Origin of the sequence: Wolbachia endosymbiont (group A) of Aleiodes leptofemur, from assembly GCF_964028465.1 — a bacterium.
GTDB classification, from domain to species: Bacteria; Pseudomonadota; Alphaproteobacteria; order Rickettsiales; family Anaplasmataceae; genus Wolbachia; species Wolbachia pipientis.
Genome location: NZ_OZ034782.1, coordinates 810,483 through 827,941, shown reverse-complemented (window position 1 = coordinate 827,941; position 17,459 = coordinate 810,483). Strand labels below are relative to the sequence as shown.

The 17,459-nt window shown below is 34.9% G+C and carries 16 protein-coding genes and 3 pseudogenes; 9 read left to right on the top strand and 10 right to left on the bottom strand.

Going from position 1 to position 17,459, the window contains the following annotated elements; all coding sequences use genetic code 11:
- Positions 1–154: 154 nt before the first annotated feature.
- Positions 155–775 (top strand): hypothetical protein, encoded by a 621-nt coding sequence (locus tag ABWU67_RS04465; protein WP_022626225.1) that lies wholly within the window; start codon positions 155–157, stop codon positions 773–775.
- Between the two features lie 697 nt (positions 776–1,472).
- On the opposite strand, the gene ABWU67_RS04460 is transcribed toward ABWU67_RS04465, so the two are convergent.
- Complete coding sequence (locus ABWU67_RS04460) at positions 1,473–1,811, bottom strand: outer membrane protein assembly factor BamE (RefSeq protein ID WP_006279908.1); 339 nt, start codon at positions 1,809–1,811, stop codon at positions 1,473–1,475.
- A 131-nt stretch (positions 1,812–1,942) separates the two neighbouring features.
- On the opposite strand from ABWU67_RS04460, the gene ABWU67_RS04455 reads away from it, so the two are divergent.
- The 3 genes from ABWU67_RS04455 (at position 1,943) to tsaB (ending at position 4,766) form a co-directional block, all read left to right on the top strand.
- Complete coding sequence (locus ABWU67_RS04455; RefSeq protein WP_006280119.1) at positions 1,943–2,932, top strand: ribonucleotide-diphosphate reductase subunit beta; 990 nt, start codon at positions 1,943–1,945, stop codon at positions 2,930–2,932.
- A 128-nt stretch (positions 2,933–3,060) separates the two neighbouring features.
- Entirely contained in the window at positions 3,061–4,191 is a 1,131-nt protein-coding gene (locus tag ABWU67_RS04450) for a cation:dicarboxylate symporter family transporter (RefSeq protein WP_341821728.1), read from the top strand.
- Positions 4,191–4,766 carry a tRNA (adenosine(37)-N6)-threonylcarbamoyltransferase complex dimerization subunit type 1 TsaB gene (gene tsaB / locus ABWU67_RS04445; RefSeq protein WP_010962437.1) on the top strand — a complete coding sequence of 192 codons (576 nt, stop codon included), beginning with the start codon at positions 4,191–4,193 and terminating at the stop codon, positions 4,764–4,766. Before ABWU67_RS04450 ends, tsaB begins: the two co-directional genes overlap by 1 nt.
- Here tsaB and ABWU67_RS04440 read toward each other — a convergent pair.
- On the bottom strand, positions 4,761–5,384 hold the full coding sequence (locus ABWU67_RS04440; RefSeq protein ID WP_353281773.1) for a hypothetical protein: 624 nt from the start codon (positions 5,382–5,384) through the stop codon (positions 4,761–4,763). The genes tsaB and ABWU67_RS04440 overlap by 6 nt on opposite strands.
- 280 nt (positions 5,385–5,664) lie before the next feature.
- On the opposite strand from ABWU67_RS04440, the gene ABWU67_RS04435 reads away from it, so the two are divergent.
- The 5 genes and pseudogenes from ABWU67_RS04435 (at position 5,665) to ABWU67_RS04415 (ending at position 8,110) form a co-directional block, all read left to right on the top strand.
- On the top strand, positions 5,665–6,375 hold the full coding sequence (locus ABWU67_RS04435) for a class II aldolase/adducin family protein (protein WP_010082280.1): 711 nt from the start codon (positions 5,665–5,667) through the stop codon (positions 6,373–6,375).
- A gap of 105 nt (positions 6,376–6,480) precedes the next feature.
- Positions 6,481–6,615: an IS3 family transposase gene (locus tag ABWU67_RS04430; protein WP_007548354.1), complete on the top strand. Its 135-nt coding sequence runs from the start codon at positions 6,481–6,483 to the stop codon at positions 6,613–6,615.
- Positions 6,612–6,746, top strand: coding sequence for a hypothetical protein (locus ABWU67_RS04425; protein ID WP_007548509.1), 135 nt, complete (start codon positions 6,612–6,614; stop codon positions 6,744–6,746). The genes ABWU67_RS04430 and ABWU67_RS04425 overlap by 4 nt, the downstream gene beginning before the upstream one ends.
- 59 nt (positions 6,747–6,805) lie before the next feature.
- Positions 6,806–6,931 carry a hypothetical protein gene (locus ABWU67_RS04420; RefSeq protein ID WP_264374313.1) on the top strand — a complete coding sequence of 42 codons (126 nt, stop codon included), beginning with the start codon at positions 6,806–6,808 and terminating at the stop codon, positions 6,929–6,931.
- A gap of 320 nt (positions 6,932–7,251) precedes the next feature.
- A pseudogene (locus ABWU67_RS04415) lies at positions 7,252–8,110 on the top strand (IS630 family transposase).
- 988 nt (positions 8,111–9,098) lie between these two features.
- Here ABWU67_RS04415 and ABWU67_RS04410 read toward each other — a convergent pair.
- The 8 genes and pseudogenes from ABWU67_RS04410 to ABWU67_RS04375 all read right to left on the bottom strand — a co-directional run.
- Positions 9,099–9,344 (bottom strand): annotated as a pseudogene (locus tag ABWU67_RS04410) (PD-(D/E)XK nuclease family transposase); the annotation flags it as partial.
- Positions 9,345–9,377: 33 nt separating this feature from the next.
- A pseudogene (locus tag ABWU67_RS04405) lies at positions 9,378–10,236 on the bottom strand (IS630 family transposase).
- Positions 10,237–10,358: 122 nt separating this feature from the next.
- Positions 10,359–12,188, bottom strand: coding sequence for a translational GTPase TypA (typA, locus tag ABWU67_RS04400; RefSeq protein ID WP_010962447.1), 1,830 nt, complete (start codon positions 12,186–12,188; stop codon positions 10,359–10,361).
- A gap of 105 nt (positions 12,189–12,293) precedes the next feature.
- Complete coding sequence (gene pyrE / locus ABWU67_RS04395; protein WP_006279657.1) at positions 12,294–12,890, bottom strand: orotate phosphoribosyltransferase; 597 nt, start codon at positions 12,888–12,890, stop codon at positions 12,294–12,296.
- A 3-nt stretch (positions 12,891–12,893) separates the two neighbouring features.
- On the bottom strand, positions 12,894–14,078 hold the full coding sequence (locus ABWU67_RS04390) for a dicarboxylate/amino acid:cation symporter (RefSeq protein WP_010082165.1): 1,185 nt from the start codon (positions 14,076–14,078) through the stop codon (positions 12,894–12,896).
- Between the two features lie 302 nt (positions 14,079–14,380).
- The gene (locus ABWU67_RS04385; RefSeq protein ID WP_022626228.1) at positions 14,381–15,706 is read right to left on the bottom strand and encodes a dihydroorotase; all 1,326 of its coding nucleotides are present in this window, start codon (positions 15,704–15,706) and stop codon (positions 14,381–14,383) included.
- A 226-nt stretch (positions 15,707–15,932) separates the two neighbouring features.
- Positions 15,933–17,174: a hypothetical protein gene (locus tag ABWU67_RS04380; protein WP_353281771.1), complete on the bottom strand. Its 1,242-nt coding sequence runs from the start codon at positions 17,172–17,174 to the stop codon at positions 15,933–15,935.
- Positions 17,175–17,254: 80 nt separating this feature from the next.
- A complete protein-coding gene (locus tag ABWU67_RS04375) occupies positions 17,255–17,443 on the bottom strand; it encodes a hypothetical protein (RefSeq protein WP_022626229.1) in 189 nt (62 codons plus the stop codon).
- Between the last annotated feature and the right edge of the window lie 16 nt (positions 17,444–17,459).

The window sequence follows — 17,459 nt, the reverse complement described above, 5'->3', positions numbered from 1 at the left end:
TTATACAATTCCTTTGTCTGTCGAGAAGACAATCTTCCGCTTGCCTTCAGCTTTGAAGGGATTCCTTATTGACTTCAAACTCGTCCATCAACTAAAATATATTGACTTTACGTGCAATATTAGCTTTAAACCAGTAAAACAAGCTGCTTAACATATGCGTTTTTTCTATTCGAATTATATTCTTTTTTTGTCTTTATGTTGTTTTTTGCTTTTTTCGTTATCTTCAACAAAAGCCCAAACGAATGATACGTTAGCTGTTCCTATACCACAAAGGAAAAAAGAAATAGTTGAGCACACTGTTGTAGCACAACCGAGGCAAATTATCGAAATGCAAGAAGAAGTCATTATTAACGAGGGTAAAGAATTCATTCCAATTCCAAAAAGAAAAAAAAGTGTAGAGAAAAAACTAAGAAGGGATGTTAGAGGGGCAAAAAATGAAATAGGAAACGAAAAAAGCGTTGAGAGCAAAAAGGATGAATTAGTTGTAACAGAAATTATTAACTCTATAAGAGACAAGCTCACAAAATGCTGGAGCATTCCTGAAAGCATAGCTTACAAAGAAAATTTTAATATAAAAATTAACTTATTGTTATCCAGTCAAGGCGAGATAATTATGGCGGATGTAGCAGACAGTGATTCCTATCGAAATAATCCACTTTTCAGGTCGATAGCAGATAATGCAATGCGTGCAGTATATAAATGTAGCCCATTGACCGGCTTGCCTACTCAGCACCACCACATTTGGCGTGAAGTAACACTAGATTTTATTCTATAGCTAAAGTAATTCTATAATTTAATAAGCCCACTGTATCTGTTCAGGATAGCAGCAAGGTAGTATAACCATAGAGTAAAAGTGAGTTTACAACAAATGGTGTCATCCCAGTGCTTGACACTGGGATGGCTTTGTTGCATCGCTACTTATGAAAGGCTAACTATAGTTAGGATTATAAGCAACCTATTGAAAATCTTGTTTTTTTGCAATCAATCTGATCAAATTTAAGAATAGTAATTTGTTATTTATATTAATAAATTTAATTCTATTGAAAATAGCTAAAGCATTGAAATTCTTGAATTTTAGCCGGATTGGTAAATGGTAGTGAAATTTCTTTTACTCAAATTTAGGTATTCATTGACCGTTCTTGTTATAAATACCAGAATAATAAGCTACTGATATTCCATATCTTTTTTATCTTTAATCCATCATAGCTAGCGATGCAACAAAGCCCACTGGGATCCAGTTTTCTTTACAAATTCACCAAAAGTGCTTCATTCTATAACGCAAAACCCATACTTACCAAACCCAATGCATTACTTGCAATTAAGTTTCCTGGATCCAAGTAGTCTGGGCACTGCCGTCATAAAGGAACTAGTGTCAGCTACTTTCATGACACCCTTCTGGTAGGCCCAAATCGCAATGTTCGTACAGTTATGGAATGAACCGCGGTATGACGTAGGAAGATCTGAGCAAACTTTCAATCAGAAACAGCCAAAGATCTCTCTAAGATGTCAGTTTCTTTTGTATCTTCAACTTTACCGTCCTGGTCGAATGAAATTTGCAGAGACTTACTACTATACTTCCTTTTTCCTAAAAAATTGGCTTGTTTAATTTTATATGAGACATAGTACCAAACATTGTCATCGAACTTTGATACTAATGTTGGTGATCCTAAAGTGTGAACCACTTTTTCTTTATCGTCACCTACTTTTATCTTGCTCCACAATTCAACACTAATGCCAGGAGCTCCGTGATTGTGAATAGTGTGAGTGCAGCTCACTGTAAATAATAAAATAAAAGATATTAATACTCGCATTTCTGTTGATAAATTACTTGAAGCTATAATACACTAATAAATTATCTGCCGTCAAATTTCAAAAAAGTTAAATTGACTGATTCTCAATATCACTTAATATAATATTTACTTTAGAAAATAATAGGTGTCTTATGTCATTGTTAGAAGCAGATCCAATATACAAACCTTTTAATTACCCTTGGGCGTATGATGCGTGGCTGCAGCAACAAAGAATCCATTGGATACCTGAAGAAGTTCCGCTCGCTGATGACGTGAAGGATTGGAAAACTAAACTTTCAAGTGTAGAAAAAAATCTACTAACCCAGATCTTTAGATTTTTTACTCAGGCAGACATTGAAGTAAATAACTGCTACATGAGGCATTATTCAAATATATTTAAGCCAACAGAAATATGCATGATGCTTGCAAGCTTTTCCAATATGGAAACCATACACATTGCAGCTTATTCTTATCTTTTAGACACAATTGGCATGCCAGAAAGTGAGTATCAAGCATTTTTAAAGTATGATGCTATGAGAAAGAAATATGAATATATGTTGGAATTCGAGGAAAGCAAAAAACACGATAAAAAACATGTAGCTAAAACTCTAGCAGTGTTTGGTGCATTCACTGAAGGGTTGCAGTTATTTGCATCATTTGCAATTTTGCTCAATTTCCAACGTTTTGGAAAAATGAAAGGAATGGGGCAGATAATCGCCTGGTCAGCACGTGATGAAACTTTGCACACCAATTCAATTATCATGTTATTTAATACATTTATTAAAGAGAATAATGAAATTTGGGACAACGAGTTTAAAGAGGAATTATATTCTGCATGTCGCACCATCGTTGAACTTGAGGACGAATTCATAAAGCTTGCCTTTGATTTAGGAGATGTTGAAGGACTATCCGCAGAAGAAGTGCGCAATTACATACGCTACGTAGCAAACAGACGGTTAATGCAATTAGGTCTTGAGTCCATATATGATGTCAATGATAATCCTATTCCGTGGCTTGATGAAATACTAAATGGCGTTGAACATACGAATTTCTTTGAAAATAGAGTAACAGAGTATAGCCGCGCAGCAACTCAAGGCACGTGGGAAGAAGCTTTTACTGAAAATGACACGAATAATAAGTGAATGCTAATTTCACTCTTTTTTGTCATTCCACTTTCATTACACCATTTGCTGTGCAGTTTAGACAGTTTTGCTTTACTTAACAACTAACTTACCATATATATGTCCATAGGACATTGGTATATAAGAACGTGCTACAACTATTAATCTTACTCACGGTCATCACTTCAGCTGCATTCTTTGGTCATTTAGCTCCAATGGAAGTAAAAACCTTCTTGTACTCAACGAGCCTTAGTATAAAAGAGGTTTTGCTATTTATAATGCCTTTTATTATTTTTGCGTTAATCTTTAGCAGTGTTAACAATCTTAAGCAGTCAGCTATAAAGTTCATATTGTTACTTATTATAATGATCTTCTTATCGAATCTGGCTTCAAGTTTAATAGCTTATTCTGTTGGGCATTTTATCATACAAAACACTTATTCAATACAAGATATAACGTATGAAGAAACAATTGTTCCCTTATGGTCGTTTAGACTGCCTGCATTGCTTTCTAATTTTTATGCCCTTGCTTGTGGATTTGTGTCCAGCATAGTAGTGTCCACACTGCTACCCAAAAAAAGCAGAGAGCTTTCGAACAAAATGTTAGATTTAACTCTCTTTATTTTGAAGACGTTTTTGACGCCGATTATTCCAATATTTGTACTTGGGCTTGCTTTAAAAATGCAGCATGATCAAGTTTTATCTATAATATTTAAGGATTACTCAATAATTTTCATTATTATAGCATCTGCAACCTACCTTTATGTTTTCCTCTTATATGGAGCAGCAAATTCATTCAAGATCACAAGCTGGATAGCTAGTATAGGCAATATGATACCGGCATTTATTACTGCAATGAGCACAATGTCTAGTAATGCAACTATGCCGCTTACTCTTGAAGGAAGCAAAAAAAATGTAAAGCAACCTGACATAGCATCGTCTGTTGTGCCAATAACTGCTAGCTTTCATTTAGTAGGTGATTGCTTTTTTATTATAATATTATCAATGATAATTGCCTCCGGTTATTCATTGTGCACAACAGACTATGTAACTTTCCTTCTCTATTTTTTGTTATTTAAGTTTGCTATCGTGGCAGTTCCGGCAGGAGGAATTATGGTAATGCTACCTATTCTTGAGAAATACCTCAAATTTTCTCCAGAAATGCTTTCGTTAATCACAGCACTGTATATAGTGTTTGATCCAATAATCACTTCAGCAAACGTTATGGGTAATGGTGCCTTTGCTATAATGTTTACAAAACTCTATGATAAGCTTAAGTAATGTCTATTTTAGCGATTGATACTGTAGGTATTGGTAGTTCAATAGCAATAGTTGATTATGATGGTAACTGTTTTGTAGAGCACAATTCCGCCAGCAACAATCATGCAGAATCATTTTTTCAAATTCTGAATACTTTGTTTGATAAGCACAACTATAATTATGATAAAATAGATCATTTAGTGGTAGTAGTTGGACCAGGAAGTTTCACTGGAATTAGAGTTGGTATATCAGCTGCACAAGGTATAAATCTTGCTACAAATAAGCCATTATACGGAGTTAGTGCGCTGGAAGTTCAAGCCTACGCAATATCTTTGCTTTGTACGAATAACAAAAAAAATATCAGAGCTATAGTCAAAAATGCTCAAGGGTTTTATACGCAGTTATTTGATTTCAATTTATTGCCACTATCTGCACCTGGATCCCAGTGTCACGCTACAAGCAGTACACATATGGATTGCAATTTAAATGCTAGCCATGCAGGGCTATTAGTCCGTTATAGATTAGAGAACAAGCAAAAATTAAATGAAGTTGAAGCTCTATATTTAAATGAGCCTCAGTATATGAAATCATTATAGACTATTCTTTCGCGTACATGCAATGTTACTAAGCTTGTGCATCTGGTTTACTATCTCTTGAGCTACTTCTTCTATACTCATATCTGAATTTTCTATCTCTATGGCACTTGGTGGTATAAATAAATCGTCAGTCCTAAATTTCTCTACAATGCTATTTAGATTAATCACCTTCCTATTTTTTCTTTGCCTTTTTAATGCAATACGCTTTTGTAATGTCGGTAGATCACACCTAAGTACCACAGGAAGGATTTCTGTGTTCATTTTTTTACTAAGCCTTACTATTGAATCATACATCCTCATGTTCTGGTCATTATTTTCCATCAACTCATCAATAAATATGTAATTTTTTGAGTGAATCGGATAATTTTCTATTACCTGAAGCATAATTTGCATAATGCCATATATTCTATCTTGAACTTCTTTAGGTATTTGATCACGTTCAAAGACACCATCGTATATAGAGCAAGCTTGAACATTGTTATAGAACTTACTATTTACAATTAATGCGTTTATCATATTAGATAATTCTATTGCTGTGGAAAGTTTACCACTTCCCGAAAGACCAGAGAGATATATGAAAAATCCTGCTGGCTGTTTTTTTGTGTTAATATTTACCATATTATTTTCAATCTTGAAACTTACATTTATAATAACATAAAAATGAAGCTTTAAAACATATGAAATATTATATAGAAAATTATTTTTGTAGTTAAGATATTATGTAATTTAAAAACATAAATTCTGTATATAAACTCTATAATAACGATAACTATTTTTAAGCAAGCTACAACACAAAAGTGTTTGGTATTCAGAAAGCAAGACAGAGTGGCATAGACTTATTAGTTTACTACAAGTCTCTTTTCGTGTATAAACCTTCAGAAGATTCTAACAGAGGATTGTGTTGTTAACAAAGAGCAGAGTAAAAAGGGATCTAGTCTATGCCTATCAGATTTTGTCCTACCTTAAGTTCGATGATCATACATATACTCACCTTTCAGTGCGTTCTGAAGATCAAAAGTCGTTTTATATTTATCCGTTTGGTATGCGTTTTGATGAAGTAGATGAACGTTCGTTAATGAAAGTATCATTTGATGGAGATGTAATTGAAGGCAAAGAATATCAATATAATAGAACTGGCTATATAATTCATGGTTTTGTTTATCAAGCAAGGAAAGATATTCAAGCAATTTTTCACTTGCATACACCTTCTATTGTAGCGGTTTCTTCTCTCAAAGATGGGCTGCTTCCTATAAGTCAATGGGCACTGCACTTTTACAATAAAATCTCTTACCATAATTATAATTCCCTAGCACTTAGCGATACAGAAGGAAAGAGGTTAATAGCTGATCTGAAAGAAAATTTTGTCATGTTAATGCGTAATCATGGATCTATAACGTGTGGTCGGACTATACAAGAAGCAATGTTTTACTCGTATCATTTAGAACAAGCGTGCAAAACTCAATGTTTAACGTTAGCAATGAATAAGGAGTTATCAATTCCAAGTGAAGAAATTTGCTCAAAAGCTGTAAAGGATCTCCTATCTTTTGAAAGCAATCTTGGTGAGAGGGATTGGCACGCATGGGTTAGACTAATTAAAAGTAAGTTGTAAGAGACTTTCGCACTACTATCTGTCATCCAAGTAGTGACCTTACCCAGAAAAAGTAGAGAGAAAGTTAAGACGTTTTTGGAGTAAAATAAAACGTTTTTTCAAAATATGACAAATAGAAGAGAATATACAGCAGAATTCAAATTAGAAGCTGTTAAGCTGGTTAAAGAAACAGGTCAAGCAAGTACAAAAATAGCAAAAGATCTAGGTATAGATGGCAGTATGTTAAGTAAGAAAATATGATGGAAAAATGTCTGGAGCATACGCATTTCCAGGCAAAGGCTCCTTATGACAAAGAAAGATTTGATCTAAAAAAAGAGCTAATAAGAGAAAGAGACATCTTAAAAAAAGCCCTGGGCAAAGAAAAAGAGTAAAGTATTCTTTTATATAGAAATTGCTATAAAACACAGGAACTATGTAGGGTTTTGTACTGGTGGTATGGGTTGCTAAGGAAAAAAGCAGTAAAGAATTAGCAAAAGAAGGGCTTCTAGCAGATATTCAAAAAATAATCAAGCTTCTAAATGCAGATATGGAGCCCCTAAAATTCACGCTGAATTAAAAGCTTTAGGCAAAAATTAAAACAGTACAAAGTGTTATGCAAGAAAATGGCATTAAAGCCAAGTTTAGACGAAGGTTCAAAAATAAAAAACAGCAAATAAGCAACCGAGTTGTGGCTCCGAACACATTGGATCAAAATTTTACTACTGATCAGCCAAATAAAGTTTGGGATTACCTACATAAAAACTAAAGAAGGTTGTTGGCGGCAATAATTGACCTATATTCACGCATGGTGGTTAATGAGTAACATGATAATTATAGCTCTTTCCACAGAAGTCCGGATATGATAAGATTAAGGATAGATGGCGATAAGGAGGTTGGATGCCGGCAGCATATAGTTATGATTTAAGAAAAAAAGCAATGGAAGCACTAGACGAAGGGGAAAGCAGAGAAGCAGTGGCAGCAAGATTTAAAATTGGACGAACTACTTTGTGGGAGTGGAAGCAAAGAAAAAAAGAAACAGGCGACTTTCAGTCAAAAAACTCGGTAATGGAGGTTACAATCAGAAAATTATCGACTGGAATAAGTTTATCGAATTTGCTAAAAAACACGGTAGAAAAACTCTGTCGGAAATGGCTAAACTTTGGGGCAACGTTAGTATCGAAACGATCCACCGAGCTCTCAGAAAAATTGGATTTACGCGCAAAAAAAGACATATGGATACAAGGAAAGGAACGAAGAAAAACGTGCTGAATTCTTAAAAATTATAGCAACAAAAGAACCAGAAAACTTAGTGTATATAGATGAGTCTGGGATTGATAACACGGAGGACTATCCATATGGGTATTGCCAGAAAGGACAGCGATTTTATGCCCTAAAATCTGGAAAAAAAACTCAACGAATCAGCATGGTTGCAGCCTTAAGTAGAAGAAAGATAGTTGCTCCATTAACATTTGAAGGCCACTGTAATATGGATATTTTTAATGGATGGTTTGAGCAATTTTTGGCACCGATCTTAGAACCTGGACAAACTGTCATTCTTGATAATGCTACTTTTCATAAGTCTGATAAGCTTATCAAGCTCGCTAAAGGAGTCGGTGCAGAAATTTTGTATCTGCCGCCTTATTCTCCAGATTTTAACAAAATTGAGCATCATTGGTTTGCTATAAAAAACAGAGCCAGGAAAAACATTCCTCTATTCGAATCCTTTCGTCGTGCTGTTGATTCTGCCTTCCTATGACCTATTCGGACTATTATGAGAAATGCTATAAATTCGTATTTGCTGATGTATATAACAACTGATTTCATAAATTTAAACCTAAAGTTGTTTATTGTTAGGTATGAAATTTAAAACTTTCTTAAAAAAGGAACTATCATAGTAACCATACAAATATCTTGTATCTCAAGACCTTTGGTTTTTGTTGCTGAAAATGGTTGTATTATTTAAGTTATTAACAATATACAATACTAAGTTAATGTAATTTATTTGGAGATGACAGGAAAATTTATTGTAACTTTATATTTTAAATAGAATAAAGTTCTTTTGTTAGTATTGTCCTTTTTGTAAAAAATATTCCTAATTTCTTCATCATTTCTGTGGGTAAGGTCATCTGCTTCTCTACCTCAAGTGGTTAACAAAGTTTCTTGTCACGAGGGACCAAATGGAAATCTGCTCGTTTTCACGCGAATTAATGTTACAAATTCTATACATTTCGTTACAAAATGGCATTCGCTTTCTCCATTATCCTTTACCTGCATTTTCATCAGCGTTCCTTGCGGTTTGCTTGCCATATAGGCGGAAATACAGGCTTACCCTGTTCCTTCTGTCATACAACAGTGGGTTAGGTGACTTCTCTATACCGGTGATTTGCGTACATCCAGAAATGAAAAATGTCACATTACCTTTTGGTCGGAGCTTATCAGCATCTTTAGCTCTTTAATCGTTACGATACTTATGAAGCTTCACTTACGTTCACCATACCACTAAGCCTAGCTCTCCAACCACATGATGCTTGTAGTTTATGCTCCTTTCACGATTGAGCATCTTCTTTTTCAAGAGGAGGTTCATTGTCCGCATCGCTTGGCACCAACCGGTTACCCGATTCGCACTGATGCATAGACTCAGATGGCAAAACATCTGGTTTAATAAGTTTTAGAACTCTTTTAGTTTCTTTCTGAAGGAATTCCTCTCCTTTTAAACAATATGACCGAAGACTTTCAGGTCGCACCATTTCAATAATTAGCTGGGTTCCAGCAGAATCAGTACAGAAAACATCAACAATACTTTGTTTTTTAGAGGCAATCTCAGCATCCATGATAGTGCTGAGAAATTCTATTTCTTCTATTTCATCTTTGCCAGCGAAGCCCAATATATCATTGAGAAAGTGAATGAGAATATCTTTATTTTTCTCAGTGCCAAATATTCTCTTGAACGCGAAATTGTTTTTTGGATCGAGAAATTTCGAAAAGGCCATAATTATAGCATTTCTCATAATAGTCCGAATAGGTCATAGGAAGGCAGAATCAACAGCACGACGAAAGGATTCGAATAGAGGAATGTTTTTCCTGGCTCTGTTTTTTATAGCAAACCAATGATGCTCAATTTTGTTAAAATCTGGAGAATAAGGCGGCAGATACAAAATTTCTGCACCGACTCCTTTAGCGAGCTTGATAAGCTTATCAGACTTATGAAAAGTAGCATTATCAAGAATGACAGTTTGTCCAGGTTCTAAGATCGGTGCCAAAAATTGCTCAAACCATCCATTAAAAATATCCATATTACAGTGGCCTTCAAATGTTAATGGAGCAACTATCTTTCTTCTACTTAAGGCTGCAACCATGCTGATTCGTTGAGTTTTTTTTCCAGATTTTAGGGCATAAAATCGCTGTCCTTTCTGGCAATACCCATATGGATAGTCCTCCGTGTTATCAATCCCAGACTCATCTATATACACTAAGTTTTCTGGTTCTTTTGTTGCTATAATTTTTAAGAATTCAGCACGTTTTTCTTCGTTCCTTTCCTTGTATCCATATGTCTTTTTTTGCGCGTAAATCCAATTTTTCTGAGAGCTCGGTGGATCGTTTCGATACTAACGTTGCCCCAAAGTTTAGCCATTTCCGACAGAGTTTTTCTACCGTGTTTTTTAGCAAATTCGATAAACTTATTCCAGTCGATAATTTTCTGATTGTAACCTCCATTACCGAGTTTTTTGACTGAAAGTCGCCTGTTTCTTTTTTTCTTTGCTTCCACTCCCACAAAGTAGTTCGTCCAATTTTAAATCTTGCTGCCACTGCTTCTCTGCTTTCCCCTTCGTCTAGTGCTTCCATTGCTTTTTTTCTTAAATCATAACTATATGCTGCCGGCATCCAACCTCCTTATCGCCATCTATCCTTAATCTTATCATATCCGGACTTCTGTGGAAAGAGCTATAAATACAATTAGGAGACGAATAATTATACACTATTTTTCGCAAATGTTCAACCTCTGATTACTCCTTATTCTTTGCCCTTCCTGCACGCTTACGTTCATTTGGATCAAGGAATTTCTTGCGTAAACGTATAGATTTTGGAGTTACTTCCACCAATTCATCATCATCTATATACGCTATCATATCCTCCAGTGTCATTATCTTTGGTGGAGTGAGCTTTATAGCTTCATCACTACCTGAAGCTCTTACGTTTGTTAATTGCTTACCCTTTAACACATTTATCTCCAAATCATTGTCACGGCTATGCTGGCCGACAACCATGCCACAATATACCTTATCCTGTGGCTTAATAAACATAATTCCCCTGTCTTGCAAATTGAAAATTGCATATGCCACAGCCTCACCCTTATCTGTAGAAATTAAAACTCCATTGCGCCTTCCAGAAATTGGACCTCTATGTGGAGCATAACTGTGAAATAAACGGTTAATTATGCCTGTGCCACGAGAATCAGTTAAAAACTCTCCTTGATAACCGATTAATCCTCTTGATGGCACTAAAAACGTTAATCTTGTCCTGCCATTACCAGAAGGTCTCATGTCAGTTACTTCACCTTTACGGAAGCTGAGTTTTTCCATGATGATTCCACTATATTCATCATCTACATCAATTACTACTTCCTCTATAGGTTCAAGTTTTTTACCGCCTTCTTCTTTAAATAACACGCGAGGGCGTGATACCGAAAGCTCAAAACCTTCTCTCCTCATATTTTCAATTAACACTCCAAGCTGTAACTCACCACGCCCACCTACTTCAAATGCTTCACCGCTTGGTGCTAAAGTCACAGTAATTGCAACATTTGTTTCTGCCTCCGCGTATAAGCGATCCTTTATAGCAGTTGAGGTAAGCTTTGTACCTTCTTGCCCAGCAAAAGGTGAATCATTAACACTCAGAGTAATCGCCATTGTCGGCGGATCAACTGGAGTTGAGCTTACTGCAGTTGTAACCTCTGGTGCTGCTATAGTGTCTGAAACTGAAGCTTCCTCAAGCCCTGCAATTGCAATTATGTCTCCTGCCACAGCTTGTTCTACTGGAATGCGTTTCAAGCCAGAAAATGAGAGCAACTTAGTTAATCTTCCTCGTTCAATTACTTTGCCATCGAGGTCAAGCACCTTAAGATCTGAATTGACTTTTGCAATGCCCTGATAAACCTTTCCTGTCAATATTCTGCCAAGAAACTTATCAGACTCAAGTAGAGTGACCAACATAGCAAAAGGTGCATTTTGATTATAAACAGAAGGTTTTATATAATCTATAACCGTTGAAAATAATGGGCTTAAATCTTTTCTTTCATCAGAAAGCTCCTTAGCACACCAGCCATTTCTACCTGAAGCATACAACACTGGAAAATCTAGCTGCTCGTTGGTTGCATCAAGGTTAAAAAATAACTCATATATTTCATTTAATACTTCATCAATTCTGCTATCTGGTCGGTCGACCTTATTGATTATCACAATTGGCTTCAAATTTGCTTTTAGTGCTTTTGAGAGCACAAATTTTGTTTGTGGCATGGGACCTTCTGCAGCGTCAACCAGCAGCAACACACCATCTGCCATGCACAATACCCTTTCCACTTCCCCACCAAAGTCCGCGTGCCCTGGCGTGTCAATAATATTGATCTTTTCATCGCCCCACATTATTGATGTACATTTTGCAAGTATTGTAATTCCGCGTTCACGCTCTTGATCACCACTATCCATCACTCGTTCTTGAACTTCTTGATTCTCGCGGAATGTGCCACTTTGTTTTAACATGTTATCAAGTAAAGTAGTTTTACCGTGGTCAACGTGTGCGATTATTGCTATATTTCGGATCGATTTAAATTCGTTCATTTTCTATCATTTCAAAATTAATTTAGTAATAAGTATACATAAAATACACTTGGAGTAAATAACTAAAGCTGTGTATAAATGCTGTGTTTCCAAGATATTATAGGATTACTTTGTTAAATATTCCCTACTCCCAGGTTTTGTTATGGGTAGTTGTTTTAATTCACTTGGAAGTTCTTCCTCGCTGTAGTTTTTGATGTTCAGTTCAATCAAAGATATGACAGGAAAAGGCAGTTTCGTTTCACTATTTCTCTTTATCAAAGAAGCTTCAGCAACAACTTTACCTCCTTCCCCTTCTGCACATTCCACTGCTTCAAGTGAAGATTTACCTGTGGTTATTACATCTTCAATGAGCAATATTTTCTCACCCTTTTTGATCTTAAATCCACGGCGTAATTCAAACTTACCATTAACGCGCTCGCAAAACATTGTCTTTATTCCAAGCTGCCTGCCAATCTCATAACCCACAATTATTCCACCAATTGCAGGAGATAATATTAAATCTATGGAGCTATTTAATTCTTTTTTTATTTTATCTGCTAATAATGCGCAAACTTTCATGGCTCTGCTTGGATTTTCAAAAATCTTCGCACACTGTATGTATGTGTCACTATGCAGCCCGGATGATAAAACAAAATGCCCATGCAAAATTGCTTCTGCTTCTTTAAATTCTTTTATTATTAGGTTATTTTCGTCTAATATCATTTTTTAAGTTTCACTATTACATTCTTTATTAATTATCTGAGTGATACAAACATCAGACCACACATTTATTGCAGTTTCAAACATATCGATGATTGTATAAATAGGCAAAATCAGTCCCATAATATGCAGAGGAACATTCATCGACATGAGATAACTGGTTGCCATAAAATAGCACCCCATCGGCACTCCAGCGTTACCAATTGCAGCCCCTGTAGCTAAAAAAATCCATATCAACATTTCGCTTAAGGAAAATACGTATCCGTTCATTTCTGCAACAAACATTACAGTGATTAGTATAAATGCAGCACATGCATTCATGTTAATTGTTGTGCATATTGGTAAAATAAAAGACGATAATTTCTTTGGCACCTTTAGCTTGTTCTGCACACATTCTATAGTTGTTGGCAATGTTGCACTGGATGATTTAGAAAAAAACGCAAGTGTGAGTGCTGGCATAACCCCTTTCAGCGTTTGAATTGGTGATATGCCTTTATACCACATAAATAGCGGTAAAATCAGAAATGCCTGCACAAAATTTGCAGACATTATGCAAACAAAATACCATAAAAGATTGTAGAACTCACTACCGCCTTTTAATTCATGCAAAAAACATGTAATAAAAGACCAAACAGCAAGCGGAATAAATTTTAATAACCCTTGAGCAATTTTAAGTAGCGTATCAAAAAGTGCAGAGAATACTTGATATAATATATCCTGCTTTTCTTTTGAAAGTGAAACAATAGCTCCACCCATCAAAAAAGCGATTAATATGCTACCAATCATATTATTTTCAAGAAAAACTTGCACAAAATTAGAAGGAATGAGTGATTTTAAATATGAAAAATAACTGTGGTTATTGCTGTTAATACTCCCTATTGTATTACTTATGAAATTTTTTCTTGCTGGATCTATTAACAAATAAAACGATAATGCAACAAACGCAGCTATAATAGTTGTAAGCAGAGTATAAAATAGTGTTTTCTTAACTAAGACTTTGATTTCAATTGAGTCTTTGAGCCCGGAAATTGTGGAAACTATGGATAAAAAAACCAGAGGTAAGCTTATTAATTTGAGCAAGCTGATAAAGATATCACTAAATAGCTTTGCTATTTCAAATATGATTTCATTGTTTAGGTAGTAAGCAACTATTGCAAGCAGTATAGAAAAAAGTATTGCAAACTTGTGCATTGAAAATAAAACTTCAAAGTAACATTATACAATAATTTTGCTGTTTTGGAATCAGATTGATAGACAAAATATAGCCTTTCTTATAATAGTCCGAATGCGATAAGATATGTGTTTATGGCTATAGCAGGCCAGTAGCATATTACGGTCTGTTCGGATTATTGTAAAAAGAGCTATAACTTTACAGATTAGGGAAAGATAAGAGGATTTGTTTATTCGGAGACAGTGTAAGATTTCTTAATTTAAATTTAGGTGCACTTAGCCCATTCTGGTGATAACAAATTGGAATAGATAAGATATGATAACTAACTCTTCTGCGAGTATATAGTTTTGCCGGACACAACAGTACGTACTACGTGTCCTTTTACTTTGCGACCATCGAAAGGAGAATTCTTTGATTTACTAGCAAAGTTGTCAGTTTTAATTTCCCATTCATGATTGAGGTCAACTAAAATTAAGTCTGCAGCAAGGTTTTTTTGTATACGACCACGTGGTATGTGTATTATATCTGCAGGCTTATATGTCAATTTTGCAAGCACATCAAGTAGACCCATTTGCCCACTGTGATAGAGTTCAAGTGAAAGGGGCAGCATTGTTTCAAGACCAACAATACCAAATGCAGCATTTTCAAGTGGTAGATCTTTAGAACTACGATCATGCGGAGCGTGATCAGTTGCAATGCAATCAATCACACCTGTCTTTAAACCTTCAACCATAGCTAAACGATCTTCTTCAGTGCGAAGCGGCGGATTCATTTTTGCAATTGCTCCATGTTGTTTTACTATATCTTCAGTCAAAGTGAAGTGATGAGGGGTTACTTCGCACGTAACATTTAATCCCAAATCTTTTGCACGTTTAATAGCATCAAGTGAATCTTTTGAAGAGACATGTAGAATATGGTAGTGCACATTTTCCATATCCTTCATTAGCAGTATATCACGATTTACCATAACCGATTCTGACGCACTCAAGATCCCCTTTACTCCCAATTCTTCAGAAATTTTACCTTCGTTGATTGCGCCACCAGCAGATAAATTTAAATCTTCTGCATGTTGAGCAATAGGAACATTCAGCATACTTGAATAAAGCAGCGCCTGTCTCATAATCATTGGGTTCATAACTGGCATGCCATCATCGGTGAACCCAACCGCACCTGCTTCCTTTAAAAGTGCCATTTCAGTCAGGTGTTCTTCCGAAGTGGTGATTTTAGCGTAAAATTCAACGTTTACATGTGAAGTTTCAAGTGCTCTATATTTCAAATATTTAGCCAAAATAACGCTATCAATTGCTGGAACAGTGTTTGGCTGACAAACTACAGTTGTAACTCCCCCCGCAGCTGCAGATTTGCTGCCTGTATATATAGTTTCTTTATGTTCCTGGCCTGGTTCACGAAAATGTACGTGAATGTCAATAAGGCCTGGCATTAGAACAAGCCCTTTACAGTCTATTGTTTCATCAACTCCACTTGTTGAAAATAATGATTCACCAAAGTCAACAATTTTATCCCCTTCAGTCAATAATGAACCTTTTATATCAAGTTTAGTTTCCGGGTCGATAATACGAGCATTAGTATACGCAATTTTATAGCCTTCCTTTTGCCCTGTTTGCAACAAATCCCAAGTTTGAGTCATTATATTTGAGTATCGATTATAAAATAAATCTAAAGTTTTTTTAATAAAACACAACCAAATTAAAACACAGACTAAGAGCTGTCTTGAATTATAGCTCTTTTTACAATAATCCGAACAGACCGTAATATGCTACTGGCCTGCTATAGCCATAAACACATATCTTATCGCATTCGGACTATTATAAGAAAGGCTATAAAGTGCTTTCATTATCCTAAAGATTTGGTTCTTATAACCTAGTTAGCTCAGTTTTAACGTTAATGTGTGAAGCTCTGAGTTCTGTTGAAGGATTTTCCAGCTGAATATCTAGCTCATTCTGTATGTTCGATAAACAAATTAAAGCTGAATCAAAAATTTCATCACACTGCTTTGCTTCATGTATATCATCAATTATTTCCTCGAATTCTTCCACATCATCCATTTCTTGCGGCGCACTTTTTAATATCGCTTTTATTTGGTTTAAGTTTTGACGAATTTTCTCCTGATATCCAACAACTCTCTCTTGATATATATCAATCATTTTTTGACATGCGTTGCCTCTAAATGGATGTTCTTTTTTCTCTTTTATGTAAGAATTTTGAAAGTCTTTACAGTTAAGGATTGCTTCTCTATGTTTTTTTATGTCATTAATTGCGCTGATTATCGACTTATCTATTTTCTTTAAATTTTCTTCCCGTTCTTCTCTTTTAATTATACTTTTGGATTCATTTTTTATCTGGTTCATTTTGTCATACAGGTTTCTGCATCCTTTGTAAGATGCCATTGGTTGTAACATTCCTTCTTTTACACCTTTATTGTAAAAATTCTTCAACTCATCACTTGATAGTATTGTTATAGCATCTTCCCTTTTACCTTGTGATTTAGGATACTTTTTATTCAATAAACTAACATGATTTAACAAGAAATCTCTAACTAGCCCTTCTTTTTTTACTTCGGATAATCTTTCTAGTGTTTCTATATATTTCAGAGTTTCCGCAAAGAGCTGTCCACCAGAGGGAGCAAATCCTTGAAGTGATTTACTCTGTGCTTTACAAAAATCGGTTTGTAAAAAATCTTCAGCTTGTTTTTTTATTACTGAAAGTTCATTAAAGGCTTTTTCTGGATTGATTTTTCTCAAAATACTAATAGCTTTTCTAATCGCTTTTTCTCTCTTTTTATTATCTTGCTTTTCATTTAATATGAGATGTTCAGTTTTGGTAAAAGCATTACCTTGATCACTCTTTGCAATGTTACAAACGATGTTTTTTACAACTTCTTCGGTTGCTGCATAATCTATTTCTTTTGCAAAGCAGTCAACAAATGATTGCCAAACTTTTTTATTAACAAGTTTACTTGTCTTATTTTCAAAATCTTCTATATCTTTGAATCCTAAAATAGTATAGAGATTTTTTTCGATTATTGGTTCGGCATGTTGTTTTGCCACTTTACCTTTTATATTGAATGGAAATTTACTAATCTTAGTTGTACCCACAATGTTACCTCAATATTAACGCTATCTATAAAAGTATAAAGATTTAATATTTAATTTTTAATTAATACTAGCACAGCTAACTACGGGAGCATTATGCTAGCATCAATTAACACTTTAACTTCTAACTTGTCATCAGTAATATTGTTTATATAAAAACTATAATTTTTTATGCCTGAACTTGGGAATATATTGCTATTGCTAGCCTGCTTATTGTCTTTGACATATTTGTTTTTACCGCTTAGTTCTTGTCGGTTTATTACCACTGCCATATTTTTTTGTGTATCA